General features: G+C 67.1%; 23 protein-coding genes. 11 read left to right on the top strand and 12 right to left on the bottom strand.

Annotated elements, in window-relative coordinates; translation table 11 throughout:
* Positions 1-38 precede the first annotated feature (38 nt).
* Positions 39-449, top strand: coding sequence for a glutaredoxin family protein (locus tag BMZ02_RS10875; protein ID WP_091643498.1), 411 nt, complete (start codon positions 39-41; stop codon positions 447-449).
* Positions 450-514: 65 nt separating this feature from the next.
* On the opposite strand, the gene BMZ02_RS10870 is transcribed toward BMZ02_RS10875, so the two are convergent.
* Positions 515-1132, bottom strand: coding sequence for a flavin reductase family protein (locus BMZ02_RS10870; RefSeq protein ID WP_091643495.1), 618 nt, complete (start codon positions 1130-1132; stop codon positions 515-517).
* Positions 1133-1345: 213 nt separating this feature from the next.
* Here BMZ02_RS10870 and BMZ02_RS10865 point away from each other — a divergent pair, with 213 nt between their 5' ends.
* The 6 genes from BMZ02_RS10865 to BMZ02_RS10840 all read left to right on the top strand — a co-directional run bounded on the left by BMZ02_RS10865 (position 1346) and on the right by BMZ02_RS10840 (position 6595).
* Positions 1346-1915 carry an NAD/FAD-utilizing enzyme gene (locus BMZ02_RS10865; RefSeq protein ID WP_216110812.1) on the top strand — a complete coding sequence of 190 codons (570 nt, stop codon included), beginning with the start codon at positions 1346-1348 and terminating at the stop codon, positions 1913-1915.
* Between the two features lie 118 nt (positions 1916-2033).
* The gene (coxB, locus tag BMZ02_RS10860; RefSeq protein ID WP_091643492.1) at positions 2034-3170 is read left to right on the top strand and encodes a cytochrome c oxidase subunit II; all 1137 of its coding nucleotides are present in this window, start codon (positions 2034-2036) and stop codon (positions 3168-3170) included.
* A gap of 14 nt (positions 3171-3184) precedes the next feature.
* On the top strand, positions 3185-4936 hold the full coding sequence (ctaD, locus tag BMZ02_RS10855) for a cytochrome c oxidase subunit I (protein ID WP_091643489.1): 1752 nt from the start codon (positions 3185-3187) through the stop codon (positions 4934-4936).
* A complete protein-coding gene (locus tag BMZ02_RS10850) occupies positions 4933-5553 on the top strand; it encodes a cytochrome c oxidase subunit 3 (RefSeq protein ID WP_091643486.1) in 621 nt (206 codons plus the stop codon). Before ctaD ends, BMZ02_RS10850 begins: the two co-directional genes overlap by 4 nt.
* Before the next feature lie 10 nt (positions 5554-5563).
* Positions 5564-6265, top strand: coding sequence for a cytochrome c oxidase subunit 3 (locus BMZ02_RS10845; RefSeq protein ID WP_091643483.1), 702 nt, complete (start codon positions 5564-5566; stop codon positions 6263-6265).
* 9 nt (positions 6266-6274) lie between these two features.
* On the top strand, positions 6275-6595 hold the full coding sequence (locus BMZ02_RS10840) for a cytochrome C oxidase subunit IV family protein (RefSeq protein ID WP_091643481.1): 321 nt from the start codon (positions 6275-6277) through the stop codon (positions 6593-6595).
* Position 6596: 1 nt separating this feature from the next.
* Here the strand turns inward: BMZ02_RS10840 and BMZ02_RS10835 are convergent, their stop codons facing one another.
* Entirely contained in the window at positions 6597-7037 is a 441-nt protein-coding gene (locus BMZ02_RS10835) for a DUF6789 family protein (RefSeq protein WP_091643478.1), read from the bottom strand.
* Between the two features lie 117 nt (positions 7038-7154).
* Here BMZ02_RS10835 and BMZ02_RS10830 point away from each other — a divergent pair, with 117 nt between their 5' ends.
* Positions 7155-7970, top strand: coding sequence for a class II glutamine amidotransferase (locus BMZ02_RS10830; RefSeq protein WP_091643476.1), 816 nt, complete (start codon positions 7155-7157; stop codon positions 7968-7970).
* 10 nt (positions 7971-7980) lie between these two features.
* Here the strand turns inward: BMZ02_RS10830 and BMZ02_RS10825 are convergent, their stop codons facing one another.
* From BMZ02_RS10825 to nirB, 5 genes are all read right to left on the bottom strand, one after another.
* A complete protein-coding gene (locus BMZ02_RS10825) occupies positions 7981-9237 on the bottom strand; it encodes an MFS transporter (RefSeq protein ID WP_091643473.1) in 1257 nt (418 codons plus the stop codon).
* A 9-nt stretch (positions 9238-9246) separates the two neighbouring features.
* Positions 9247-10080: a uroporphyrinogen-III C-methyltransferase gene (gene cobA / locus BMZ02_RS10820; protein ID WP_216110811.1), complete on the bottom strand. Its 834-nt coding sequence runs from the start codon at positions 10078-10080 to the stop codon at positions 9247-9249.
* A gap of 65 nt (positions 10081-10145) precedes the next feature.
* Positions 10146-12824, bottom strand: coding sequence for a nitrate reductase (locus BMZ02_RS10815; protein ID WP_091643467.1), 2679 nt, complete (start codon positions 12822-12824; stop codon positions 10146-10148).
* 145 nt (positions 12825-12969) lie between these two features.
* Positions 12970-13320, bottom strand: coding sequence for a nitrite reductase small subunit NirD (nirD, locus tag BMZ02_RS10810; RefSeq protein WP_091643465.1), 351 nt, complete (start codon positions 13318-13320; stop codon positions 12970-12972).
* 105 nt (positions 13321-13425) lie between these two features.
* Positions 13426-15858: a nitrite reductase large subunit NirB gene (gene nirB, locus BMZ02_RS10805; RefSeq protein WP_091643462.1), complete on the bottom strand. Its 2433-nt coding sequence runs from the start codon at positions 15856-15858 to the stop codon at positions 13426-13428.
* Positions 15859-16555: 697 nt separating this feature from the next.
* On the opposite strand from nirB, the gene BMZ02_RS10800 reads away from it, so the two are divergent.
* From BMZ02_RS10800 to BMZ02_RS10790, 3 genes are read left to right on the top strand one after another with little or no spacing between them, the layout of a single operon-like run.
* Positions 16556-17848 carry a CmpA/NrtA family ABC transporter substrate-binding protein gene (locus BMZ02_RS10800; protein WP_091643461.1) on the top strand — a complete coding sequence of 431 codons (1293 nt, stop codon included), beginning with the start codon at positions 16556-16558 and terminating at the stop codon, positions 17846-17848.
* 24 nt (positions 17849-17872) lie between these two features.
* Positions 17873-18745: a nitrate ABC transporter permease gene (gene ntrB / locus BMZ02_RS10795; protein ID WP_091643458.1), complete on the top strand. Its 873-nt coding sequence runs from the start codon at positions 17873-17875 to the stop codon at positions 18743-18745.
* 26 nt (positions 18746-18771) lie between these two features.
* Entirely contained in the window at positions 18772-19617 is an 846-nt protein-coding gene (locus BMZ02_RS10790; protein WP_091643455.1) for an ABC transporter ATP-binding protein, read from the top strand.
* Positions 19618-19656: 39 nt separating this feature from the next.
* Here the strand turns inward: BMZ02_RS10790 and BMZ02_RS10785 are convergent, their stop codons facing one another.
* From BMZ02_RS10785 to recG, 5 genes are all read right to left on the bottom strand, one after another.
* Entirely contained in the window at positions 19657-20967 is a 1311-nt protein-coding gene (locus BMZ02_RS10785; protein WP_091643452.1) for a nitrate regulatory protein, read from the bottom strand.
* A 151-nt stretch (positions 20968-21118) separates the two neighbouring features.
* Positions 21119-22543, bottom strand: a complete 1425-nt coding sequence (locus BMZ02_RS10780) for a phospholipase D-like domain-containing protein (RefSeq protein WP_091643449.1) — start codon at positions 22541-22543, stop codon at positions 21119-21121.
* A 74-nt stretch (positions 22544-22617) separates the two neighbouring features.
* Positions 22618-23496, bottom strand: a complete 879-nt coding sequence (gene ubiA, locus BMZ02_RS10775) for a 4-hydroxybenzoate octaprenyltransferase (protein ID WP_091644059.1) — start codon at positions 23494-23496, stop codon at positions 22618-22620.
* Positions 23493-24047: a chorismate--pyruvate lyase family protein gene (locus BMZ02_RS10770; RefSeq protein WP_171909897.1), complete on the bottom strand. Its 555-nt coding sequence runs from the start codon at positions 24045-24047 to the stop codon at positions 23493-23495. The genes ubiA and BMZ02_RS10770 overlap by 4 nt, the downstream gene beginning before the upstream one ends.
* A gap of 83 nt (positions 24048-24130) precedes the next feature.
* Positions 24131-26221 carry an ATP-dependent DNA helicase RecG gene (recG, locus tag BMZ02_RS10765; RefSeq protein ID WP_091643443.1) on the bottom strand — a complete coding sequence of 697 codons (2091 nt, stop codon included), beginning with the start codon at positions 26219-26221 and terminating at the stop codon, positions 24131-24133.
* Positions 26222-26225 lie beyond the last annotated feature (4 nt).

Here is a 26225-nt window from a genome sequence, read left to right as displayed (position 1 = left end):
GCTGTATCGAAGCCCGGCTCTGTGCCATCCTGCGCGCCATGCGCATTCTGATACGAACCTTCTTTCGCGGTGTCCGCCTGGTGCTGACGCCTTTCATGATCGTCGGCAACCGGCTCACCATGCCCCGGGGCATGGAACGCGAGCCCGATGAGCAGGCGCGGGTGGATGAGCGCACCCGTTCCCTGGCGCTCTACCACTTCCCTGCATGCCCGTTCTGCATCAAGACACGCCGGGCCATGCAGCGCCTGTCGCTGAACATCGAGCTGCGCAACGCCCAGCATCCGGGAGAACACCGTGAGGCCCTTGAGCGCGAGGGCGGCAGGGTGAAGGTCCCCTGCCTGCGTATCCGCGAGGCCGACGGTACAGACCGCTGGCTCTACGAGTCCGACGCGATCATCGCCTACCTGCAGGCGCAGTTTGCCCCCGCCACGGAGGCATCCCGGCACTGATCCGTCGCTGGCTCCCGGACAGCCCTCCGTCCAGCCCGCGAATCAGAAGCACCCCCGGCCCTGCGTCAGGGCCTGTACATGCGGAAGCGCTGGGAGGCATCGACGCCGAAGTAGTCCGCCGGACCGCCGGCGCGCAGGATCGGCTCGGCAGCGGCAGTGTCGTAGATGCCGTCCTTGAGCAGGTCCTGGCGGATGTGGACCCCCACCACTTCGCCGAACACCATCCAGCTGTCCACCCGGGCACCGTCGGCGCCCTGGAGCTGCAGCACCTGGGTCACGACACACTCGAACGACACCGGCGTCTCCGCCACCCGCGGCGCACTGATCACCCGGGACGGCGCCGGCGTCAGCCCGGCCAGCGCGAACTCGTCCACCTCGGGCGCAACGGCCGCACAGCTGGCATTCATGGCCTCGGCCAGAGGCCGGGTGGCCAGGTTCCAGCCGAACTCGCCGGTGTCGACGATATTCCGTACCGAGTCCTTGTAGCCGATGCTGGCGAAACCAACGATGGGCGGCCGGTAATTGAAGGCGTTGAAGAAACTGTAGGGCGCCAGATTGAGCCTGCCGTCGCCGTCCCGGGACGAGATCCACCCGATCGGGCGCGGCGCCACCATGGCGTTGAAGGGGTCGTGCGGCAAACCGTGACCGTTGGCCGGTTCATAGAAATACATGCTGTCAGCCATGGGGGGCACCCTCTGTTGCTCGGCCCCGCGAGCTTACGCAGGTTTGCGCGCGGAACGCCAGCCTTTCCGGGCGGTTTTTATGCCGAAAAAGCACAATGAACAACGACTTATCGACCCGAAAATTCTAAAAACACCGTAGCCAACCCGCCCTCGTGAACCACACTTCGGGAAGGGACACGCTGATCACCTTTGCACAACGGAGGAGGGGTGGTCATGAAACTGAACCGGTATTTTTTCATCAGCGATGATCTGGATGATCTGGAACGCCTCGAAGAAGACCTGGAAGCGGCCGGGGTCGTCACGCCCCAGATCCATGTGCTGAGCCTCAAGGACAGCGCCGTGGAGCGCCACCACCACCTCAACGCCGTCACCGATCTGATGAAGACCGACCTGGTGCACTCGACGCTGATCGGCGCGGCACTGGGTGTGTGCGCCGCCGCCCTGGCACTGCTCGTACCCTGGGCCATGGGCTGGACGGGCACGGAAGCGGGCTGGCTGCCCTTCGTCTTCCTCGCCATCGTGCTGCTCGGGTTTCTGACGTGGGAGGGTGGTCTGCGCGGCATCGAGACACCCAACGTCCACTTCCGGCGCTTCGAATCGGCGCTGAAGAAGGGCCAGCACGTCTTCTTCGTCGACCTGGAGCCCGGGCAGGAGGACATCCTCAACCGGGTGCTGCACCGCCACCCCACCGTGAAGGAGGCGGGCACGCAGGCCGGGGCACCCCATTGGCTGATCGCCATGCAGTTCCGCATGAAGCGGTTCTTCACGGAGACGTTTCCGTAACGGACTGCCGGCGGACGGTTACTGGCCGGGCTCTGGCGCCGTCGCCGCCTGGGCGCTGACCCGGCCCGGTGTCAACGGGGCGGCATGACGCCGGCCCGGCATACCAGGGTGAGTGGCCATGGGCGTGGTCATCGTTCTGATCGTGGTGGTCGTGGCCTCGGTCGTGTTCCACCTGGTGAGCCCCTGGGGACTCACCGAGCTCGCATCCAACTGGTACTCCATGGATGTGATGCTCCACCTGTCGTTCGCCGTCACCGGCGTGGTCTTCGTCGCGGTGATGGCGTTCATGATCTACGCGCTGGTGAAATACCGCCACCGGCAGGGCCAGCGGGCCGCCTACACCCCCGACAACCGGCGCCTGGAGTGGTGGCTTCTGGGGCTGACCACGGTCGGCATCGTCGCGCTGCTGGCGCCCGGCCTGGCCGTCTACAACAACTTCGTCAATCCGCCCGACGACGCCATGGCCGTGGAGGCCTTCGGCGAGCAGTGGCGCTTCCACTACCGCTACCCGGGCGAGGACGGCGAGTTCGGCCGCACCGACATCCGCCTGATCAGCTCGGACAACCCGCTCGGTCTGGACCCGGACGACCCGGCCTCCCGGGACGACATCGTCATCGCGGACGGCGCCCTGCGCCTGCCCGTGGACCGCCCCGTGCAGATGCACCTGCGCTCCCAGGACGTCATCCACGGCTTCTTCGTGCCGCAGTTCCGGGCCAAGATGGACATGGTGCCCGGCATGGTCACCCACTTCTGGTTCACCCCCACCCGCACCGGCGAGTTCGAGGTGCTGTGCACCCAGCACTGCGGCATCGCCCACTACCGCATGCGCGACGACGTCATCGTCATGGAGCAGGACGATTTCGATGCCTGGCTGGCGGAGCGCCGCACCTTTGGCGACCAGATGGCGGCCCTGGAGGAGCGTGAGGAAGACGAGGACGTGCGCTGGGGGCGGGAACTGGCGGACTCGGAAGGCTGCATGGCCTGCCACACCGCCGACGGCAGCCGCAGCGTCGGCCCCACCTGGCTGAACCTCTATGGCAGCGAGGTCACCCTGGACGACGGCTCCACCGTCACCGCCGACGACGCCTACCTCCGACGCTCCATCACCGACCCGCGGGCACAGCTCACCCAGGGGTACCCGCCGGCAATGCCCGCCTACGACTTCGAGGACGACGAGCTGGACGCGCTGGTGGCGTATATCCGCAGCCTCAGGGACGACGACGCACCACCCCCCGAAAACGGCACCGGAGACTGACCGGGAGACTCGCCATGGCCTATTCCGCTTCCGCCGACAGCCATGCCCACCACGAGCCGCACGGCTTCGTGCGGAAGTACATCTGGAGCCAGGACCACAAGGTCATCGCAATCCAGTATTCGGTCACTGCCATCGGCGTGGGGCTGGTGGCGCTGGTGCTCTCCGGGCTGATGCGCATCCAGCTCGGTTTTCCCGACTCGGGGCTCATCGACGCCGAAGCGTACTACCAGTTCATGACCATGCACGGCATGATCATGGTGGTCTACCTGCTCACGGCGCTGTTCCTGGGCGGCTTCGGCAACTACCTGATCCCGCTGATGATCGGCGCACGGGACATGGTGTTTCCCTACCTGAACATGCTGAGTTTCTGGTTCTATTTCCTGTCCGTCATCGTTCTGATGGCGAGCTTCTTCGTGCCCGACGGGCCCACCGGCGCAGGCTGGACCCTGTATCCGCCCCAGGCCATCACCGGGGGCACGCCGGGTGCGGACTGGGGCATTCTCACCATGCTGGTGTCCCTGGCGATCTTCATCGTCGCCGCCACCATGGGCGGGCTGAACTACGTGGTCACGGTACTGCAGGCGCGCGCACCGGGCATGACGCTCATGCGCATGCCACTGACCGTCTGGGGGATCTTCGTCGCCGCCATCATGGCACTGCTGGCGTTTCCGGCGCTGTTCGTCGCCGCGGTGATGATGATCCTGGACAGCACCCTGGGCACCAGCTTCTTCATGCCGGCCATCATCGCCATGGGCCAGCAGATGGACCACGAAGGCGGCAGCCCGCTGCTGTTCCAGCACCTGTTCTGGTTCTTCGGGCACCCGGAGGTCTACATCGTTGCCCTGCCCGCCTTCGGCCTGGTGTCGGACCTCATCAGCACCCACGCCCGGAAGAACATCTTCGGCTACCACATGATGGTGTGGGCCATCGTCATCATCGGCTTTCTCAGCTTCTTCGTCTGGGCGCACCACATGTACGTGAGCGGCATGAACCTGTCGTTCGGCTACTTCTTTGCCATCTCCACGCTCGTCATCGCCGTGCCCACGGCCATCAAGGTCTACAACTGGGTACTCACCCTGTGGAAGGGCGACATCCATTTCACCGTGCCCATGCTGTTCGCCATCGGGTTCATCGTCACCTTCATCGTCGGCGGGCTCACCGGGCTGTTCCTGGGCAATGTGGTGGTGGACATCCCCCTGGCCGACACCTACTTCGTGGTGGCCCACTTCCACATGGTCATGGGGGTTGCGCCCATCCTGGTGGTCTTCGGCGCCATCTACCACTGGTACCCCAAGATCACCGGCCGGATGATGGATGAGCGCCTGGGACACATCCATTTCTGGATCACGTTCCTGGGCACCTACGCCATCTACTTCCCCATGCACTATCTCGGCGTGCTGGGAATGCCGCGGCGGTACTACGACTACGATTACGACTTCATTCCGCAGTCCGCCCACGACCTGAACACGTTCATCACGGTGGTGGCCCTGGCCGTGGGTGTCGCCCAGGTGCTGTTCCTGTGGAACATGGCGTGGAGCGCCGTGCGCGGCAGGCCGTCGGGCGGTAATCCGTGGAACGCCACCAGCCTCGAGTGGCAGACCCCGGAGACCCCGCCGGGACACGGCAACTGGGGCGCCGAGCTCCCCGAGGTCCACCGCTGGGCGTACGACTACAACGTGCCCAGGGCGCCGCAGGACTTCATTCCGCAGACCGAACCGCGGCCGACCAGCGCCCCGGATCACGGCCACAGGGAGGACTCACCATGAGCTTCTGGGTCCGGCGAGAGCCCGAGCGCGGCAGCCTGGAGCCGAGCTCCGGCATTGGCCACTGGCAGGGGCCGGTGAGCCGGGGTCCGGCCCTGCGACGGGGCCTGTACACCTTCCTGCTGCCGCTGGCATCGCTGTTCGGGCTGGTGGTCATGGCCTACGTCATGCGCCGCCATATGCCGGACTGGCAACCCGTGGCGCTGCCGTGGCAGGTGTGGCTGAGCACGTTGCTGCTGCTGGCCAGCAGCCTCGCCTTCGAGCAGGCCCGCAAGGCCGCGCGCCTGGCGCGTCTGCCCGCGCTCCGGCGGGCGGTGCTGGCGGCCGGCGTGCTGGCGCTGGCGTTCCTCGGCAGCCAGATCTGGGCATGGGCGGACCTCCAACAGCAGGGCGGCCACCTGGCGGCCAACCCCGCCTACAGCTTTTTCTACCTGATGACGGCGCTGCACGCCCTGCACCTGCTGGGCGGGCTGGTCGCCTGGTCGCGGCTACGCATGGCGTCCCGCCTGGGTACGGACCGTGCGGCGCTACAGCTCTCCATTCAGCTGTGTGCCATTTACTGGCATTTCCTGCTCGCGGTCTGGCTGGTGCTGCTGGGGGTGCTGGTCATCATGGCATGAGGATCGGGTAATGGCGGTGGAATCCGGACAGCGACACGAATCCACACAGCCCGGCCGGGGCGAGTCCGGCTGGCAGAGCCTGGTCAGCGACTGGGCGGCGGACCGGGCGACGTTCCGCAACGTCTCCTGGGGCAAGGCCATGATGTGGATCTTCCTGCTCAGCGACACCTTCGTGTTCACGCTGCTGCTGGTGGGTTACATGGCCGTGCGGCTGACCACGCCGCTGGCGTGGCCGGATACCAGCGAGGTCTTCGCCCTCACCATCCTCGGCCACGAGTTCCCGCTGCTGCTGATCGCCATCATGACGTTCATCCTCATCACCAGCAGCGGCACCATGGCCATGGCGGTGAACTTCGGCTATCGGCGCAACCGCCGCATGGCTGCGCTCTTCCTGCTGCTCACGGCCCTGCTGGGCGCCACCTTTGTCGGCTTGCAGGTCTACGAGTGGACCGACCTCATCGGCAAGGGCGTGCGCCCGTGGGAGAACCCCATGGGCGCTCCGCAGTTCGGCGCCGCATTCTTCATGATCACCGGGTTCCACGGGCTGCACGTCTCCATCGGCGTGCTCTACCTGCTGATCGTGGCGATCAAGGTGCTCAAGGGGCACTACGACCGCAGCGGCGACTACGAGCCCGTGGAAGTGGCCGGGCTGTACTGGCACTTCGTGGACCTGGTCTGGGTGTTCATCTTCGCGTTCTTCTACCTGTTGTGAGGTGCGGTCATGGCCACGCAAGACGAACACAAGCAGCCCCCCATCGCCCTCTACCTGCAGGTCTGGGGCTGGCTGTTCGTGCTGAGCTTTCTGTCCTACCTGGTGGATTACAATGACCTGCAGGGATTCTGGCGCTGGTTCCTGGTGCTGCTGTTCATGCTGGCAAAGGCGGGGCTGATCGTCGCCATCTTCATGCACGTGCGCTGGGAGCGGCCATCACTGGTCTATGCGATATTGATACCGCCGCTGGTGCTGCTGGTGCTGGTGCTGTTTCTCGCCATCGAGGGCGAGTACATCACCCTGCTGCGCAGCCAGTATTTCGGCCAATAGGTCAGAGCCGCTTCAACCAGCCGAAGGAGGCGCCCAGTACGGCACCATAGATCAGGTGCGACAGCAGCGTGCCGAACGGAATCAGGGCGCCGAACCCCATCCCGAACAGGCCCGACCCCGCCAGGGGAAACAGGACGACCATGACCAGCAGCCACGCCAGTACCCCGAAGATCAGACCCCGCGCCAGATAGCCGCCGCCGGGCAGAAACCCCGCCAGCAAGCCGAACAGTCCGCCCCAGAGCAGAACCCCCACCACGAAGTGGATGAACCAGCCAAGCACATCCACCGCCACCACGTTCATGGCCGTCTGCGCCGCCAGGCTCATGACCTCGATGGGGTTGAACCAGGGCATGATGCCGGCCGCCAGCCGGAACACCATGAGAATCGTCATGACCAGTGTGGCAACCAGCCCCGCGATGATGCCGCGTCCCAGGTCCGCCATGACACACCTCCATGCCCGTCGCCTTGTGGCTTCTTTTCCCTGGAGTATAGCGGTCCGTTGGCGGGTCTGACGGTATACTGGTCGCCCTGCACCACCCAATCGGAGTGACAACCGACCATGTGCGAACTGCTGGCCATGAGCGCCAACACGCCAACGGACCTGTGCTTCAGCTTCACCGGCCTGCGCCAGCGCGGGGGCGGCGCCGGGCCGCATCGCGACGGGTGGGGGGTCGCCTTCTACGAAGGGCGAGGGGTGCGCGTGTTCCACGACCCGGAGCCAAGCGCCAGCTCGCGCATCGCCGAGGTGCTGGAGACCCACCCCATCAAGAGCGAGGCGGCAATCTGCCATATCCGGCAGGCCAACGTGGGGCGGGTGGCGCTGGAGAACACCCACCCGTTCATCCGCGAGCTCCGGGGGCGCTACTGGACGTTCGCCCACAACGGGCAGATCGAGGGGTTCCGGGCCCGGCCGGGCATCTACGAGCCCGTGGGCGATACCGACAGCGAGCACATCTTCTGCGATCTGCTCAACGGCATCCGCGCCGAGCTGGCCCCGGACGTCGGACTGGATACCCTGCTGGCCGAGCTGGTCACCCGGGCCGGGAGCTATGCCCAGCGCGGCGTGTGCAACCTGCTGGTGAGCAACGGCGACTGGCTGTTCACGTTCTGCAGCACGCGCATGACCGCCATCACCCGCCGCGCCCCCTTCGGCCCGGCGCGGCTGAAGGACGCGGATGTCACCGTGGACTTCGAGCCGGAGACCACGCCGCGGGACATCGTCAGTGTCATCGCCACCGAGGCGCTCACCAGCGACGAGCGCTGGGACGACTACCTGCCGGGCGAGTGGCGCCTGTGGCGTCAGGGCGAGGTCTACGCCAGCGGTCGCGTGCCGGTGCCGGACCTGGCGCATCCCACGGCCACACCGACGATCTGAGCGCGGCGGTCTACGACCGCGCTCCTGCCCCCTCCATGGCGGAGCCGCCGTGGGGCCGGCGCTCCGTCCACCACATCCAGATCAGCGACACCACCGTCACGCCGAACAGCAGCATGAAGACGGTGCTGCGCACGCCGGTGATGTCCACCAGCGCGCCGAACATGATGGGCAGCAGGAAGCCGCCCAGGCCGCCGGCGAGGCCGACGATGCCCGACACCACGCCGATGTTGCGGTCGAAGTCGTCGGAGATGTACTTGAACACCGACGCCTTGCCGAAGCCCCAGGCCACGCCCACGACGAACAGCAGCGCGGTGAACAGCCAGATGTTCAGCCCCAGGTTCAGGGTCAGGGTGCCGCCATCCACCGTGTCGATGATGACGCGGGTATGGGGGTAGGCCATGAAGAACAGGCAGATGGCGCTTGCCCACATGCACCACCAGGTCACCGCATGGGCGCCGAAGCGGTCGGAGAACCAGCCGCCCAGGGCGCGGATCACGCCGGAGGGCAGCACGAAGATGCTGGCGACCAGTGCGGCCAGCTGGATACCGACGCCGTACTCGGCGATGAAGTAGCGGGTGAGATAGAGCGACAACGCCACGTAACCGCCGAACACCACGGAGTAGTACTGGCAGTACTTGAGCACGCGCGGATCGCGCAGGACCTGCAGCTGCTCCCGCATGGACGGGACGGTGGCCTGGTCGTCACGGACATCATTCCAGGTGAAACACCAGAACAGCACCACGGTCACCAGCATGGCGATGGCGTAGACCGTGGGCACGAACTGCCAGCCGAACATCACCACCAGCGTGGGCGCCACGTAGTTGGTCAGTGCTGCACCGGCGTTACCGGCGCCGAAGATCCCCATGGCAAAGCCCTGGCGCTCGCGCGGGAACCAGCGCGCCACGTAGGCGATACCCACGGAGAACGACGCCCCGGCAAGGCCCACGAACAGGCCCAGCACCAGCAGCTGCCAGTAACTGGTGGCGTACTGCAGCAGGTAGATGGGCAGCACGGTGGAGAGCATCAGCAGTGCGTACACGGGACGGCCGCCGAAACGGTCCGTCAGCATGCCGATGGGCAGGCGCGCCAGGGAGCCGGTGAGAATGGGCATGGCCGACAGCAGACCGAACTGCGTCTCCGACAGCCCCAGCTCGTCGGCGATGGGGTTGCCAATCACCCCGAACATCACCCAGACGGCAAAGCAGATGGTGAAGCCGAAGGTGCTCATGCCGAGCACCGTGTTGCGTTTCGTGACCTGGGATGTCATGGGATCACCTCACTCCGTGAGCACTGCTGTACCGGCCGCGGTGGCGGCCAGTGTCGTGTCGTCGGCGGCATCGACCACCCGGCCGATGAGAGTCAGCGCAGGGCTTGGCAGCCCGGCACGAGCGGCCCGGTCGGCAATATCCCGGAGCGTGCCGCGCACCACCTGCTGCTTGCTGGTGGTTCCCTCGGCGATGACGGCCACCGGCCAGTCGTCCGGCAGGCCGTGCCGGCGTAGCCCGTCGCAGAATCCGGCCAACGGACCGAGACCCATGTACACCACCAGGGTGCGGTCGGCCTTGGTCAGCGCGGCCCAGTCATCGGGGCTGCGCCCTTCCCGGTCGTGGCCGGTGAGAAACAGCACCGAGCGTGAATGGTCCCGGTGCGTGAGGGGAATCCCGGTGGCGGCGGCGCAGCCGAGCGCAGCGGTGACACCGGGCACCACCTCGCAGGGAATGCCGGCAGCCCGCAGGGCGTCCTGCTCCTCGCCGCCGCGGCCGAAAATGAACGGGTCACCGCCCTTGAGCCGCACCACGGTGAGGCCCTGGCGCGCATAGCGAATGAGCAGCTCCTCGGTTCGGCCCTGCGGGACGTGGTGGTCACCGCACTGCTTGCCGGCGTAGATGCGTTCCGGCCCCGGGCCGGCCAGCGCCAGGATCTCCGGAGAGACCAGCCGGTCGTGGAGAATCACGTCGGCCTCGCGCAGCACGCGTTCGGCCTTGCGGGTCAGCAGCTCCGGGTCACCGGGGCCGGCGCCGACGAGATAGACGCGGCCGGGTGTGCGTTGTGGTTCACCGGAGGGGTCGCGACTAACGTCGCTCCTACGGCGGGTTCCGGCAGAATCCATTCGAGGTGCCCGTAGGAGCGACGTCAGTCGCGACCGAAACAGCCCGTCAATCAGACCACCAGACATCATGCACTCCTCCTGTTCATCGCCGGGGCGTGCTGCAGGATCAGGCGCTGCACCTCCGGCACGCAGCTGCCACAGTTGCCACCGGCCTGGCAGGCGGCCGTGACGGCGGCTGGATCAACCGCCCCGGCGGCGATGGTGTCGATGATGGTGTTCTCGCCCACACCGAAGCAGGAGCACACGGTGCGGCCGGTATCCGGCGTGCCGGCCGGTGGCCGTCCCGACAGCAGCGCCATGCGTTCGGCCGGGTCCAGCCCTTCGGTCTCGAACAGCCCGGCAAGCCAGGTCCGGGCGGGCAACGTCTCCAGCGGCCCCATGAACAGGCACCCCATCAGCCGCCCCCGTCCGTCGAGCCAGGCGGCCCGGTAGCTGCCGCGGGCGGGATCCTCGAATTCCAGCCAGTCCTCACCATTGCCCAGGAGCGTCCGCGCCACCGCCGGCAGACTGCCCGCATCCTCGTTGCCGGCAAGCTCGTAGCGCACGAAACCGTCACCCCGGGCGAACGCCCACCAGGCGCACTCCGGGTGCGCCACCGGCGCCTCGCGCAACAGCATGAAGCCGTACCACGCGGCCTGGGCCGGGGCGATGGCAACCGGGGTGTGCTTGAATTCCGGTTCCCCGGAGAGCGGATCCACCTCCGGGTTCACCACCGCATCCGCACGCCCCCTGGCGGCGTACTGGGCGTTCCAGTGCATGGGTACGAAGACGTTGCCCCGACGCTGGCCGCGGTCGAGCACCACACGGCCAACGAAGTGCCCCCAGCGGCTGCCCACCCGGGCGAGACCACCCTCTTCCAGGCCGAATACGCCGGCATCATCCGGGTGGACCTGCAGGAACGGCTCCACGGCGTGCGCGGACAGCCGCGCCGCCTTGCCGGTGCGGGTCATGGTGTGCCAGTGATCGCGCACCCGGCCCGTGTTCAGCACCACGGGGAACTGCGGGTCGGGGCGGTTGACCGGCACGCGCGGTTCCACCGCCACGAAGCGGGCGCGACCGGAGTCGGTGAAGTAGCGCCCATCGTCGAACAGGCGCGGCGTGTCGGCGCCGTCGGCGCGCACCGGCCACTGGCGGGGGGTCATGGCGTCGTAGGCGGCACGGTCCATGCCCGCGAGGCCAGTGATGTCGAAATCCCGCCGGCCGTCGTTCTCGAAGGCGGACAACCGCGCATGCTCGTCGAAGATGTCATGCGGGGCGGTATAGGGGAATGCCGCGCCGAAGCCGAGCCGCTGCGCCACCTGCGACAGCGCCCACCAGTCCGCCCGCGCCTCGCCCGGCGCCGGCAGGAAGGGCCGCTGCCGGGAGATCCGGCGTTCGGAGTTGGTCACCGTGCCGTCCTTTTCGCCCCAGGTGAGGGCGGGCAGCAGCACGTCCGCCACATCGGCAGTATCCGTGTGGGCCATGGCCTCGGAAACCACCACCAGCTCACAGTCCGCCAGCGCGGCGCGCATGCGGTCGGCGTCGGGCAGGCTCACCGCCGGGTTGGTGGCCATGATCCACACGGCCTTGATCTCGCCACGCTCCACCGCCTGAAACAGGTCCACCGCCTTGTTGCCCGGGCCGGTCACCAGGTTCGGGGCATCCCAGAACCGGCGCACCCGGTCCACATCGCCGGGCGCGAAGTCCATGTGCGCGGCCAGCTGGTTGGCCAACCCGCCCACCTCGCGACCACCCATTGCGTTGGGCTGGCCGGTGATGGAGAAGGGGCCCATGCCAGGCCGGCCGATGCGGCCGGTGAGCAGGTGGCAGTTGATGATGGCATTGACCTTGTCGGTGCCGGCACTGGACTGGTTCACCCCCTGGGAGAACAGCGACACGGTCTTCTCGGTGCGCGTGAACAGGCGGAAGAACTGCATCACGTCACCTTCAGGGAGGTCGCACTGGGCGGCCACGTCGGGCACCGAGCCGCCCTCGCGCGCCGTCTCGATGGCCTGGCCAAAGCCTTCGGTGTGCTGCTCGAGAAAGGCGTAGTCCACCTGGCCGTCACGGGCCAGGTGGTGGAGCAGCCCGTTCCAGAGCCACACGTCCGTCCCCGGCGCCAGGGGCAGATGCAGGTCGGCGATCTCGCAGGTGTCCGTCCGGCGTGGGTCGATGACCACCACCTGCATGTCCGGGTTGTCCGCCTTGGCCGCTTTCACCCGCTGGTAGAGCACCGGATGGCACCAGGCAAGATTGGAGCCGGCGAGCACGAGCAGGTCCGCCTGCTCCAGGTCGGCGTAGTTGCCGGGCACGGTGTCCGCGCCGAAGGCACGCTTGTGACCCACCACGGTGGAGGCCATGCACAGCCGCGAGTTGGTGTCCACGTGGGGCGTGCCGATGAAGCCCTTGAACAGCTTGTTGGAGACGTAATAGTCCTCGGTGAGCATCTGACCGGAGCCGTAGAAGGCCACCGCCTCCGGGCCGTGCTCGGCAATCACCCGGCGCAGCCCTTCGGCAACCGTCTCCAGCGCGGTGTCCCACGCAGCCCGCTCGCCGTGCACCACGGGGTGCAGCAGCCGACCGTCCAGATCCACGGTGTCCCCCAGGGCGGCCCCCTTGGAGCAGAGCCGTCCGTAATTGGCCGGGTGCTGCGGGTCGCCCTGGATCGTGACCGTCCCCCCGGCGCCGGGCGACGCCAGCACGCCGCAACCGACGCCGCAGTAGGGGCAGGTGGTGTGTACCGTTTGCGAGTGTTGGTCGTGCATGGTGACACCTCTTCGGGCTGCGCGTGTTGGAGCCGGTATGGGGTGGCGGAGTTTGCCTTCGACGCCTGGTCGCGGCTTGCGCCGCTCCTACAGGGTTTTGCCATGGCCCGCCGTAGTAGCGGCGCAGGCCGCGACCACCGGGGTCTCAGCTCACCGGCTGCGGATTGAGGTACAGCGCGCCATCCTCGTTGCGCACCTCGAAGCGCGGCACGCAGCCCACGTCCGGGGCCTTCGCCTCGCCCTTGTCGAGATGGATGTTCCAGGCGTGCAGCGGGCAGGTCACCAGACGGCCGTGGACCTGCCCCTCGGACAGCGGCCCGCCCTGGTGGGGGCAGCGATCCAGCAGGGCGAAGACTTCGTCGGCGCCGTTACGGAACACCGCCACGGGGCCGTGGTCGGTCTCCACCACCCGCGCGCCAAGCCGCGGAATCTCCTCCAGGCGGCCCACGGGGAGCCAATCGGCGGTGTTCTGGGTTGTATCGGGTTGTGCGCTCATGGGTTCACCTGTGTTGCGTGTTCTGGTTGGTGGTCGCGGCTCGCGCTGCTCCTACAGCCATCGCGACGTAGGAGCGGCGCAAGCCGCGACCCACCCTGACGGAACTCAGCCCGCCTTCTTCAGGGGCTCGAACTTCTCCTGGTGGTTCTTGCTGTAGAACTTCCAGGGATCGTCCTGGGCATGCTTCTGGGAGGCGTGGAAGCGTTCGGCCAGGGTCTGGCGGCCCTCGGCGTCTTCGACCACGCGGTCCTTCACGTAGCTGAGTCCCACCCGCTCGATCCAGGGCGCGGTGCGCTCCAGGTAGCGGGCTTCCTCGCGGTAGAGCTGCAGGAAGGCGGCGGCGTACTCCTTGACCTCCTCCATGGTCTCCACCCGGCACAGCACGTCGGTGGCACGCACCTTGACGCCGCCGTTGCCACCCACATGGAGCTCCCAGCCGGACTCAATGGCGACCACGCCGAAGTCCTTGATACTGGCCTCGGCACAGTTGCGCGGGCAGCCGGAGACGGCCATCTTGAACTTGTGCGGCGTCCAGGTGCCCCAGGTCATCTCCTCCAGCTCGATGCCGCAGGTGGTGGAGTCCTGGGTGCCAAAGCGGCACCACTCGGAGCCGACGCAGGTCTTCACCGTGCGCAGGGCCTTGCCGTAGGCGTGGCCGGAGACGAAGCCGGCATCGGAGAGATCGCCCCAGACACCGGGGAGCTGCTCCTTCTTCACGCCCAGCAGGTCGATGCGCTGGCCGCCGGTGATCTTCACCGTGGGCACCTCGTACTTCTCCGCCACCTCGGCGATGGAGCGCAGCTGCTGCGGGGTGGTGACGCCACCCCAGATGCGCGGCACCACGGAGAAGGTGCCGTCCTTCTGGATGTTGGCGTGCATGCGCTCGTTGACGAAGCGCGCCTGGGAGTCGTCCTCGGCGTCGTCCGGCCAGGTGGAGATCAGGTAGTAGTTCAGGGCCGGGCGGCATTTCTCGCAGCCGTCGTCGGTTTTCCAGCCCAGGCTGTCGAACACGGCGCGCAGGCTGGTGAGGCCGCCGTCGCGGATGGCTTCGCGCACCTGGTCGTGACTCATGTCGGTACAGCCGCACATGGGCTTGGCCTTGCCCGCCTCGTAATCACCACCCATGGTGGCGGCAAGCAACTGCTCCACCAGCCCGCTGCAGGAGCCGCAGGAGGCGGCCGCCTTGGTGTGGGTCTTGACGTCGTCCAGCGTGAACAGCCCCTCCTTGGTGATGGACTGGACGATATCGCCCTTGCAGACGCCGTTGCAGTCGCAGATCTGGGCGTCGTCGGCCAGGTTGGCCACCTGATTGACGCCCCCGTGACCGGCATCACCCAGGTGCGCCTGGCCGAACAGCAACGAGTCGCGGAAGTCGGCCACCGAGGTGCCGTCCTTCAGAAGCTGGAAGTACCAGGTGCCATCGCCGGTGTCGCCGTACAGGACCGTGCCGACAATGCGGTCGTCCTTGACGCAGACCTTCTTGTACACGCCCGCGTGAGGGTCCTGGTAGACGATGTTCTCCACGCGTTCGTCATCCTGGAACTCGCCGGCGGAGAACAGATCCACACCGGTGACCTTGAGCTTGGTGGAGGTCACCGAGCCCTCGTACAGCCGGAAGCCGTAGCCGGCAAGGTGGTTGGCACACACCTTCGCCTGCTCGAACAGCGGCGCCACCAGGCCGTAGCAGGTGCCACGGTGCTGCACACACTCACCCACGGCGTAGACACTGGGGTCGAAGGTCTGCATGGTGTCGGAGACCACCACGCCACGCTCGCAATACAGCCCCGCCTTTTCGGCGAGCTCCTTGTTGGGCTTGATGCCCACGGCCATGACCACGAGATCGGCGGCTTCCTCGCTGCCATCCTTGAAGCGGACGGTCTCGATGCCGTTTTCATCGCCGACGATCTCGCTGGTCTGCGCTTCCATGCGGAAACGCATGCCTCTCTCCTCCAGGGACTGTTGTAGATACCGGCCGGCGGTCTCGTCGAGCTGGCGCTCCATGAGCCACGGCATCAGGTGCACCACGGTCACCTCCATGCCCTGCTGCATGAGCCCGTAGGCGGCTTCCAGCCCCAGCAGTCCGCCACCGATCACCACGGCCTTGCGGTGCCTGCGGCTCGCCTCCAGCATGCTGTCCACGTCCTTCACGTCGCGGTACGAGACCACGCCGGGGAGGTCATGCCCCGGTACCGGAATCATCACCGGGTGGGAACCAGTGCCCAGCAACAGGCGGTCGTAGTCCTCGACGGTGCCGTCGGCAGCGAAGACCCGCTTGCCGATACGGTCGATCTCGATGATCTCCTTGCCCTTGTGAAACGTGATGCCGTGTTCGGTGTACCAGTCCTCACCGTTGAGCATGATCTCATCGAGCGTCTTCTCGCCCGCGAGCAGCGGCGAGAGCATGATGCGGTTGTAGTTGCCGTGGGGCTCAGCGCCAAAGACGGTAATGTCGTAGCGCTCCGGGGCGATGGTCTGCAATTCCTCGATGACCTTCATCCCCGCCATGCCGTTACCGACCAGAACCAGTTTCTCTTTCATGACGTCCTCCGTCAGGTCGTGCGTGCGCCGCCGTTGCCGCGTCCCCGCGCAATCGGCAAAAAAAAAGCGCTCACCGTGCCGGCTCCGTGTGCGGGACACGGGGCCGGCCTGGTGAACGCCGTTGTTCAATGGCAGCCGATCGATGGCTGCGGACACGCTTTGTTGTCGCCCCGATCAGTGGAGCGGATCGCGTGGTACCGAAGACTGATACAAGGACCGTGCCGACGATGGAGAAAACCGGGGAATGCCCTGCAATGACGGGGGTTCCGCGCGACGGGGCGGCCTTCGCACCAGGGCCGGCATCCCCGACAGGCGCCCCGCAAAGGTGCACTGCAACATGGCAGTGCATCATATCGGGGCAGAAACAGAACCACGCCCCTCGCAGACGACGCCAGGCCGCCACTTCCCTGCTCAGGGGACGGGCACGTTGACCCCACCCCGGGCCACCCCTTTCGAGGTATTTACTTGTAGTGATGCACCCCGATAACGCAGGAAAACGGCGCCCTGCACCCCAGAAAAAAATCTATCTATTTGTTTTTTAAACAAAACCCGAACCTGGCACAGGGCGTGCTACGTGTGAGCCGAGTCCGAGCCAACGGCGGTTCGGCTCCACAGACAACGGCAACGACGCCCGTCCCGTCCCCGCAACGCTGCGCGGGGATGCGACGGGCGTTTTTCGTTTGAGGGACAGGACACCATGAGCAACCACACCACCAACCACTTCAGCCGTCGGCGCTTTCTCCAGGGCATGGCGGCGGCCGCGGGCGGCGCCGCCATGCACAGCCTTCCGGGCGGTCTGGGCCAGCGCGCCTGGGCCTCGGGCAAGCCCGAGACCACCGAGGCGAAACTGGGCTTCATCGCCCTGACCGATGCGGCACCTCTGTTCATCGCCAAGGAGAAGGGCTTCTTCGCCGACCACGGCATGACCGACGTGCAGGTCCTGAAGCAATCCTCCTGGGGCACGGTCCGCGACAACCTGGTGCTGGGCTCCGGGCGCGGCGGCATCGACGGTTCGCACATTCTAACGCCCATGCCCTATCTCATGACCGCCGGGGTCGAGGACCGGGTGGGCATGTACGTGCTTGCCCGCCTGAACCTGGCCGGGCAGTGCATCTCCGTGGCCAACGAGTACAGCGACCTGAAGGTGGGCCTGGACACCACCGACTTTGCCAAGGCGTTGCGGGACAAGCGCGACGCCGGCGAGGAGGTGCGCGCCGCCATGACCTTCCCGGGCGGGACCCACGACCTGTGGATCCGCTACTGGATGGCCGCCGGCGGCATCGATCCGGAGCGGGACATCGACACCATCGTCGTGCCACCCGCGCAGATGGTCGCCAACATGCGCGTGGGCAGCATGGACGCTTTCTGCGTCTGCGAGCCCTGGAACCAGCAGCTGGTCAACCACGGGCTCGGCTACACCGCCAACACCACCGGCGAGCTGTGGCACAACCACCCCGAGAAGGCCTTCGGCATGCGCCAGGACTACGTGGACGAGAATCCCAACGCCACCCGCGCCCTGCTCATGGCCATCATGGAGGCGCAGATGTACTGCGCCGACCCGGACAACGTGGAGGAGGTGGCCGAGATCTGCGCCCGCCGCCGCTACGTCCACGCCCCCTACGACGACATCATCGACCGCATGCGCGGGGACTTCGACTACGGCAACGGCCGCGTGGTGGAGAACCATCCGGACCGCATGCGCTACTGGAGCGACCAAGCCTCCTACCCCTTCAAGAGCCACGACCTGTGGTTCGTGGTGGAGGACCAGCGCTGGGGCTACCTGCCCATGGACCTGGACCGCCAGGCCCTGGTGGACCACGTCAACCGCGAGGACCTGTGGCGCGAGGCTGCAGCCGAGCTGGGTGTGGACTCGGCAGCCATCCCCGACTCCACCTCCCGGGGCAAGGAGGAATTCTTCGACGGCAAGGTGTTCGATCCGGAGGACCCGGACGCCTACCTGGACAGCCTCGACATCAAGTACACCAGTTAACGGGCAACGCGAGAGGACTTCATCATGGCCACCGTACCCAACGACAATCGCACCGCACTGGCGCCGGTGAGCAACCGGCTCCCGTCCACGGACACACTGGCCCACAAGGCGGAGCAGGCGGGCAAGGGCCTCGTCAGCCACGTACTCCCGCCCACCATCGTCATCGGCGTCCTGCTGGTGCTCTGGGAGGTTCTCTGCCGGCAGCCCGGCGCGTTGCTGCCACCTCCCACCGAAGTGGTCACCAACACCTGGGAGCTGATCGCCAACCCCTTCTACGATTACGGCGGCAACGATGTGGGCATGGGCTGGCAGATCCTGGCCAGCCTGGAGCGCGTGGCCTACGGCTATCTGCTCGCGGTGGTGGTGGGCATCGGCCTGGGCGTCCTGGTGGGCAAATCCACCTGGGCCATGCGCGGGCTGGACCCGCTGTTCCAGGTGCTGCGCACGGTGCCGCCCCTGGCCTGGCTGCCCATCTCCCTGGCCGCATTCCAGGCCGCGGATCCGTCGGCGATCTTCGTGATCTTCATCACCGCCATCTGGCCCATCATCATCAATACCTCCGTGGGCGTGCGGAACATTCCCGAGGATTACCGCAACGTGGCCCGGGTGCTGCAGCTCAACGGCTGGGAGAACTTCACGAAGATCATGCTCCCCGCCGCCGCCCCTTACGTATTCTCGGGACTGCGCATCGGCGTGGGCCTCTCCTGGCTGGCCATCGTGGCCGCGGAGATGCTCATCGGCGGCGTCGGCATCGGCTTTTTCATCTGGGATGCCTGGAACGCCTCCATGCTGAGCGACATCGTCCTGGCCCTGGTCTACGTGGGCATCATCGGCTTCCTGCTGGACCGGCTGGTGGCCTTCATCGGCAATCTCGTTACTCGCGGCACGTCGGCCTGATCGGCCGACACGCAAGGAGAATCGACATGAGCAAGCATTATCTGACCATCGAGAACGTGGGCAAGACCTTCAGCAGCGGCCCGGTTTCCAACGAGGTGCTGGACAACGTCAACCTGACGGTGGACCGCGGCGAGTACCTGTCCATCATCGGCCACTCCGGCTGCGGCAAGTCCACGGTGCTGAACATCGTCGCCGGACTCCTGGAGGCGACCAGCGGCGGCGTCATCCTGGATGGCAAGGAAGTGAACAGCCCCGGGCCGGATCGCAGCCTGGTGTTCCAGAACCACTCGCTGCTGCCGTGGCTCACCGTCTACGAGAACGTGGCCCTGGCGGTGGAGAAGACCCAGAAACGGACCCGCAACAAGGCCGAGCGCCACGAGTGGGTGCTGAAGAACCTGGAGATGGTGGGCATGTCCCATGCGCTGCATCAGCGCCCGGCAGAGATCTCCGGCGGGATGAAACAGCGGGTGGGCATTGCCCGCGCCCTGGCCATGGAGCCCAAGGTACTGCTGCTGGACGAACCCTTCGGTGCCCTGGACGCACTGACCCGCGCCCACCTGCAGGACGAGGTGATGCGCATCCAGGCGGAGCTCAACAACACCGTACTGATGATCACCCACGACGTGGATGAAGCGGTACTGCTCTCCGACCGCATCGTGATGATGACCAACGGGCCGTCCGCCACCATCGGCGAGATCCTCGACGTGGACCTGCCCCGGCCGCGGGACCGCATCGAACTGGCGGACAACCCGGACTACAACCGCTACCGCCGCGAGATCCTCCGCTTCCTGCACGAAAAGCAGAAGAAGGTGGAGTCGTTCCGGGAACACGCCACCCCGACCCAGCAGGAACCCACGGCAAAACGCGCCTGAACGGGTGGCCGCTGGCACGCCACCGGCGCTGCCAGCGGCCTACTGCTTCGGGCCCTTGAGAATGTCCTGCATGGCGATCGTGTCCTCCGCCACGTCCGCAAGCCTGCGGCTCTGGGCCATCGCCACCTGGCGGAGAAAACGATACGCCTCTTCTTCGCTCATCTGCCGGTGCCGCATGATCAACCCCTTGGCACGCTCCACCGCCTTGCGCTCCGCCAATGCAGACCGCGCCTCGGCCAGCTCCTCGCTCATGGTCTGCAGCCGCTGCGACTGGGACTGCACCAGATCGATCAGGGACCGACCGAGCTGCGGACTGGCATAGTCCGTGTGGTAAGCGACGCCTGCCGCGGAGTCCGGCTGCCCGGCTTCACTTTCACTGAAAAAGATGGCGAACCCGGGCCGCTCCCCGGGCTGACTGGCCAGCGTCTCGATACGGTCCTGGTGGCAGTCAAGGTCGGCCCGGGCATCCCCGATCCGGCGCTGGCACAACGACTCCAGGCTCGCCTCCAGTTGATCCTCAACCTGCTTCATGGCATCGATGCGCTGGGTAGCCACGTCGAACCAGGTGTCGGCCAGCGCCGCATCGGCAATGCTGTCGGCACTGGCCGTGCAGGCAATGCGCCGCAGGCGCTCCATATCCGCGGAGGTGGTGCCCGCGCCGCTCGCTTGCCAGACATCCAGGGAATCGCTGTCGGCGAACTCCAGAAAGATCTGGAAACACCGCTCCTGACTCTCGATCAGATGCCGCAGCCGGTCGCTCAGCCGGGGTCCAAAGCTGCCACTGGCGAAGCCGGCGGCGCCGGCGGCACGCTCCTGGCCGGCGAACTCCTTGCCCTGCATCAGGTGGAACATGGCCACGAGCACCCGGGAGATGTCCGGATCCGCCGCCGAGTCGGCCGCCTCGAAAACCACCGCCAGCAGCCCCTGGATGAGGGCGCTGTATCCGTCGATGACGGTGTCCGCATCCACGTTCAGGCTTTCGATGGCCAGGCGTACGCCCGGGAGCTCATCCAGGCCGTGCAGGGCAAAGGCGATGCGATTGAACAGCCGGCTCGCGCCGGGCAGAGAGGCGGTTCCGGGATCGATGTGGCCGAGGGCATCGCGGAACGCGCGCTCCTGCCGGTTCGCATCAGCAACCAGCTCGGTCAGTTCACTGGCAAACCGGTGCCCGCCGGAGGCGATGTACATGTTGGAGGCACCACGTTCGCGCTGGAGCGCATGCACCAGATTACTGATGCTGACAACCAGTTGCCCGGTACGCACGAGCTGCTCGAGACCGTGGATCTCGCACCGCTTGGACGCGATCAGGTAGTCGGCGACGGTCCAGTCGCCGGTGGGAGAATGTGACATGGCAGTGTCCAGCGTTACCCGCAAACCGTGGATTCCATCCACGGTTTTTGTAACAAGTTTCAGGCCAGTCGACCAAGCGCATGGAAATCAATGACATGCCTGACCGTCCGCAGAGACAGGGCCCCGAAAATGCACCATGACAGTGCACACCTCAGAGGTAAGGCATGGCCAGACGCGCAACGCCATCGCGCAACCGCTCGGGCAGCGGCCGCTCGTCCACGTCCTCGCGGGTCAGCGGCCGTGCCCGCCGGATACGCTCGTCCACGCGGGCGCTGAGTCCCTGGGCCAGGGTGCGGTCGAAGCACTCCAGGTTGAACTCGAAATTCAGCCGCAGACTGCGGGGGTCCCAGTTGGACGAGCCCAGGAACGCCCAGGCGTCGTCCACGACCATGATCTTGGCGTGATCGAACGGCTTCGGCGTCAGCCACACCCGGCAGTCGTACACCAGCACCTGGCGGATCTGCCCCATCATGGCCCAGTGAACAAACGGCAGATTGGAGCGCTCCGGGAGCACGATGTCCACGGTCACACCACGAATCGAGGCCGTATTGAGCACTGCGGCGAGGGTCGATTCCGGCAAGAAATAGGGTGTCACGATGCGCACCGACTCCCGCGCCGTGGTCACCGCGGCCTGCAGGGCCATGTGGTGGGTCAGGAAGTGGTGGTCGGGGCCGTCCGGCACGCCCCGGGCCACCACCGTCCCCGCCGGGGTCAGATCCGGGAACCAGCCCGGCCCGTCCAGCTCTTCCTCGGTGGCGAACAGCCAGTCTTCGTAGAAGGTCTCCTGGAGGTGGCGCACCACCGGCCCTTCGACGCGAAAGTGCAGATCCAGCGTTGCCTTGCGGCCGGCCCCACGGTAGTGGTGATGACGGATATTCATGCCGCCGGTGAAGCCGATGCAGCCGTCCACGATCAGCAGTTTGCGGTGGTTGCGCAGGTTGATGCCCACCAGTCGCGCCGGAAACCCGGGGAAGAACCGCGCCACTGGCACGCCGCGCCGCTGCAGATCCCCGACCATGGACGGCCAGGTGTACCGCTCGCCGGCATTGTCGATCAGCACCCGCACCTCGACACCCCGGGCGACCGCGCGCTCCAGGGCATCCGCGAACGCGTGCCCCACGTCGTCATTACCGAAGATGTAGGTGGCCAGGGTGACCGTGCGCTCGGCCTGGTCGATGGCGGCGAGCATGGCGGGATAAGCTTCGTCACCATCCTCGAGCGGCTCGATGCTGTTGCCCTGGACCAGCGGCCGCGGCACGACCCGGTTGGTCGCCTGGGCCAGTCCCTCCAGATACTGCGCATCCGGCCCCAGCCGGTTGCGCAGCATGGCCAGGTCACACTCGTGATCGCGCTCGAACTCGTCCAGCACCTTGCGGCGCAGGGCAGCGGCGCGACGGTTGATTCGGTTGATGCCGAACAACACGTACAACCCGGCGCCAAGCACCGGCACCAGCCACAGCAATGCCACCCAGGTCAGGGCGCTGCGCGAGTCCCGTTTCGCCAGGACCGCGTGTGCCGAGCCGATCACGGCCAGCACGGGCGCGATCACTGCAATGACGCTATACCAGAATTCCATGGCCTGCAGCCTGTTCCGGATGGACGAAGGGCCTCATGCTCCCGGGGCCGGGCGCGACACGTCGCGCACTGCCGTCAGAGCGCCGCCCAGCCGTAGCTGAGCACGATACCCACGAAGATGATGCCGCCGTAGATGTTGTTGTTCAGAAACGCCTGGAAACAGCGCTCGCGGCTGCGATCGCGAATCAGCCACTGCTGATAGACGAACAGCCCGGTGGCCATGACCAGCGCGGCGTAATAGGCGGGCCCCAGCTGCGCCTGCAGGCCGACGAACAGCAGCGTCAGCGTCATCAGGCCCTGGAGCAGGCCGATGATCAACCGGTCGTGCTCCCCGAACAGGATGGCGGTGGACTTCACGCCGATGCGCAGGTCGTCATCGCGGTCCACCATGGCGTACTGGGTGTCGTAGACAGTGGCCCAGACCACCGCCGCGATGAACACCAGCCAGGCGATCTCCGGCACGGTTCCGGCCTGGGCCGCAAAGGCCATGGGCACCGCCCAGCCGAACGCCATGCCCAGATGCACCTGGGGCAGGTGCGTGTAGCGTTTGGCAAACGGGTAGGTGGCGGCCAGCAGCACGCCGACCACCGACAGGGCAATGGTGAGCGTATTCATGAGCAGCACCAGCCCGAATGCCACCAGGCACAGGGTCGCGAACACCCCCAGCGCCTCCCGCTCGCTCACCAGCCCCTGGGCCATGGGCCGCTGGGTGGTGCGTTTCACATGGCCGTCGACGTTGCGGTCGGCGTAGTCGTTGATCACGCAGCCGGCGGCGCGCATGACCAGCACGCCCAGCACGAAGACCGTGAGCACCAGGGGGTCGGGGAAGCCTTCGGCGGCGATCCAGAGCGCCCAGAGCATGGGCCAGAGCAGCAGGAAATTGCCAATGGGGCGATCCAGGCGCGCCAGGCGCGCATACTGGGCGAGTCGCTCCGCGAAATGGCTGGTATTCACGCTCGACACGGCAACAGCTCCGGCAGAAACAGCTCGGCAACCAGCAGGGGCCGGCCGTTGAGGTAGTGCACCACGCGCCGGGCCCAGCAATCCCGGGCCGATGATAACCCGAGACGGCGCATGCGGTCTGCCAGCCAGTCATCCCGCCGCAGCCGCGCCACCTCCAGCGGGTCACGCCGCGTGCCCCCGCCCTGGAACAACAGCTCCCCGAGGGGACGCGAGCCAAGCCGGCGCAGGCCGTCATTGCCGCCGGCAAGGGACGCGGCGGGAATGACCGTACGCGCGGCGATCAATGGCGTGTCACCGCAGCACAGCGCCACTTCACGAATCCAGGCAAGCCGCCGGCGGCCGAGCTGCAGTCGCCACGCCTCATCCAGCGCGGGCCGGCGCCACCCCTGCCCGAGCACGCGGACGTTGAACGTGCTGCCACAGCGCTGGCGCAGCGCCGCCGTAAGCGACCCCGTCTCCACCACCCAGTCACGCACCGGGCGCGGTATGGACCGGCCCGGCCGGCCGTCTTGCGTCCGCCACTGGCAGAAACGGTGTCGCATCAGGGGATCGCCACTCTCGGGGGCCTTCGGAACGGGCGGCAGTATCGCACGGGCCTGTGCGGCTTGCATCCCGGCCCCCGCACTCATACCCGGCCGTAGCGGGCAGCCGCGCCCACCCAGCGCTCGATCAGCGGGTCCGCGCTGGCGGGAGCCTCCTGCAGGAGGCGATCGGCCATCTGCTGCACCCGCGGGATGAGCTCACCATCCGCCACCAGGTCGGCCACGCGCAGCGCCCAGGCCCCGGTCTGCCGGGTGCCCAGCAGCTCCCCGGGCCCCCGGATCTCCAGGTCGCACCGGGCGATCTCGAAACCGTCATTGGACTCCCGCAGCACCGCCAGCCGCGCCTTGGCCGTCTCGGTGAGCGGGGCGTGATAAAGCAGCACACAGCTGCTGGCGGCCGTACCGCGACCAACCCGCCCACGCAGCTGATGGAGCTGGGCAAGCCCCAGGCGCTCCGGGTTCTCGATCACCAGGAGGCTGGCATTGGGCACATCCACCCCCACCTCGATGACCGTAGTCGCCACCAGCAGGTCCACGTCGCCGTCGGCAAAGGCGCGCATGACTCCGTCCTTCTCGGCGGCCTTCAGGCGGCCGTGCACCAGCCCGATGCGCAGCTCGGGCAGCGCCTCCTGCAGTAGCTCCACGGTCTCGGCGGCCGCCTGCGCCTGCAGGGTGTCGGACTCCTCGATCAGGGTGCACACCCAGTACGCCTGACGCCCCTCGGCACACGCCTTGGCAATGCCGGCCACCACCTCGTCACGGCGGGTGTCCGGCACGGCCACGGTCTTCACCGGCGTGCGGCCGGGCGGCAGCTCATCGATGACGGAGACATCCAGATCGGCATAGGCGGTCATGGCCAGCGTCCTGGGGATGGGCGTCGCCGTCATGATCAGCTGATGGGGCTGGGCATGCTCCCGCTGCCCTTTCTCCCGCAGCGCAAGACGCTGATGCACACCGAAGCGGTGCTGCTCGTCCACTACCACCAGACCCAGGCGCGAGAAGGTAACATCGTCCTGAAACAGCGCATGGGTGCCAACCACGACCTGGCTGTCGCCATCGGCCAGGGCCCTCAGGGCCTCGCGACGCTCAGACGCCGGCATCCGCCCGGACAGCCACGCCACCTCCACGCCCAGGGGCTCCAGCCAGTCGCGGAAGTTGCGGTAATGCTGCTCGGCGAGCAGCTCCGTCGGCGCCATGATGGCTGTCTGCATGCCGCTCTCGACGCTACGCAGCGCCGCCAGCGCCGCGATCACCGTCTTGCCGGAGCCCACATCCCCCTGGACCAGGCGCAGCATGGGGGCACGACTGGCCATGTCAGCGGCGGTCTCCCGGTCGACACGCTCCTGGGCGGCGGTCAACGTGAACGCCAGCGCCTCGCGGAAGGCCGCGACCAGCCGGCCGGTACCCCGCAGCACGGGCGCCGCGGCCCGATCCCGCAGGCGATGACGCTGGCGCCGCAGCGTCAGGTGATGGGCCAGCAACTCCTCCAGGACAAGCCGCCGCCGGGGCGGGTAATCGCGCGCTTCCAGGGTTGCCAGGGGGGTGTCATCCGGGGGCCGGTGCAGTCCCTTCACCGCCTCCGGGAATGTGGGCAGTGCCGCATCGCCGTGCAGCGTGGGAGGCAGAAGCTCTGCCGGTGCCACGGCGTCGAGCAGCGCAATGGCACCGTCCACCAGGCGACGCAACGCGGTCTGGTTGAGCCCCTGGGTCGCGGGGTAGACCGGCAGCAGACCGTCGCCGCCCTCGGCGGCGTCAACGCCGGTCTCCAGCTCGGGGTGGATCATCTGCAGCCCGGACGGGCCATCACGCACCTCACCGAAACAGCGGACACGTGTGCCACGGGCCAGGCGTTTCTGCAGCCCGGGGTGAAAATGGAAGAACACCAGGGTCAGCGCCCCGGTGCCGTCGGTAATGCGGCACAACAGCCGGTTGCGGCGGCCACGGGCGATCTCCGCCAGTTCCACCGTGCCGCTGGCCAGGGCCTGCTCACCGGGGCGCAGCTCCCCCAGCCGCCGCACGCGACTGCGATCCTCGTAGCGCAGGGGGAGATGCAGGAGCAGGTCGTGGACGGAGTGAATGCCGAGCTGCGCCAGGCGCTCGGCCTGGCGCTCGCCCACACCCCGCAGACTGGTCACCGGCTGACCCAGGGCGTCCCCGTCAGCTTCGGCCGGCACGTGC

Origin of the sequence: Aquisalimonas asiatica (assembly GCF_900110585.1) — a bacterium.
In the GTDB taxonomy this organism is placed as follows: Bacteria; Pseudomonadota; Gammaproteobacteria; order Nitrococcales; family Aquisalimonadaceae; genus Aquisalimonas; species Aquisalimonas asiatica.
This window is presented reverse-complemented; position numbering and strand designations above follow the sequence as displayed.

Bases quoted from the DNA above. Each gene is read 5' to 3' on its own strand.
- BMZ02_RS10835 (WP_091643478.1), bottom strand. From the start codon at position 7,037: ATGGCGGACCTGGGACGCGGCATCATCGCGGGGCTGGTTGCCACACTG.
- BMZ02_RS10875 (WP_091643498.1), top strand. From the start codon at position 39: ATGCGCATTCTGATACGAACCTTCTTTCGCGGTGTCCGCCTGGTGCTG.
- nirD (WP_091643465.1), bottom strand. From the start codon at position 13,320: ATGAGCGCACAACCCGATACAACCCAGAACACCGCCGATTGGCTCCCC.
- BMZ02_RS10790 (WP_091643455.1), top strand. From the start codon at position 18,772: ATGAGCAAGCATTATCTGACCATCGAGAACGTGGGCAAGACCTTCAGC.
- BMZ02_RS10865 (WP_216110812.1), top strand. From the start codon at position 1,346: ATGAAACTGAACCGGTATTTTTTCATCAGCGATGATCTGGATGATCTG.
- BMZ02_RS10845 (WP_091643483.1), top strand. From the start codon at position 5,564: ATGGCGGTGGAATCCGGACAGCGACACGAATCCACACAGCCCGGCCGG.
- BMZ02_RS10780 (WP_091643449.1), bottom strand. From the start codon at position 22,543: ATGGAATTCTGGTATAGCGTCATTGCAGTGATCGCGCCCGTGCTGGCC.
- ntrB (WP_091643458.1), top strand. From the start codon at position 17,873: ATGGCCACCGTACCCAACGACAATCGCACCGCACTGGCGCCGGTGAGC.
- cobA (WP_216110811.1), bottom strand. From the start codon at position 10,080: ATGGATTCTGCCGGAACCCGCCGTAGGAGCGACGTTAGTCGCGACCCC.
- BMZ02_RS10785 (WP_091643452.1), bottom strand. From the start codon at position 20,967: ATGTCACATTCTCCCACCGGCGACTGGACCGTCGCCGACTACCTGATC.
- BMZ02_RS10830 (WP_091643476.1), top strand. From the start codon at position 7,155: ATGTGCGAACTGCTGGCCATGAGCGCCAACACGCCAACGGACCTGTGC.
- ctaD (WP_091643489.1), top strand. From the start codon at position 3,185: ATGGCCTATTCCGCTTCCGCCGACAGCCATGCCCACCACGAGCCGCAC.
- BMZ02_RS10840 (WP_091643481.1), top strand. From the start codon at position 6,275: ATGGCCACGCAAGACGAACACAAGCAGCCCCCCATCGCCCTCTACCTG.
- BMZ02_RS10850 (WP_091643486.1), top strand. From the start codon at position 4,933: ATGAGCTTCTGGGTCCGGCGAGAGCCCGAGCGCGGCAGCCTGGAGCCG.
- BMZ02_RS10800 (WP_091643461.1), top strand. From the start codon at position 16,556: ATGAGCAACCACACCACCAACCACTTCAGCCGTCGGCGCTTTCTCCAG.
- BMZ02_RS10815 (WP_091643467.1), bottom strand. From the start codon at position 12,824: ATGCACGACCAACACTCGCAAACGGTACACACCACCTGCCCCTACTGC.
- BMZ02_RS10870 (WP_091643495.1), bottom strand. From the start codon at position 1,132: ATGGCTGACAGCATGTATTTCTATGAACCGGCCAACGGTCACGGTTTG.
- BMZ02_RS10825 (WP_091643473.1), bottom strand. From the start codon at position 9,237: ATGACATCCCAGGTCACGAAACGCAACACGGTGCTCGGCATGAGCACC.
- nirB (WP_091643462.1), bottom strand. From the start codon at position 15,858: ATGAAAGAGAAACTGGTTCTGGTCGGTAACGGCATGGCGGGGATGAAG.
- BMZ02_RS10770 (WP_171909897.1), bottom strand. From the start codon at position 24,047: ATGCGACACCGTTTCTGCCAGTGGCGGACGCAAGACGGCCGGCCGGGC.
- coxB (WP_091643492.1), top strand. From the start codon at position 2,034: ATGGGCGTGGTCATCGTTCTGATCGTGGTGGTCGTGGCCTCGGTCGTG.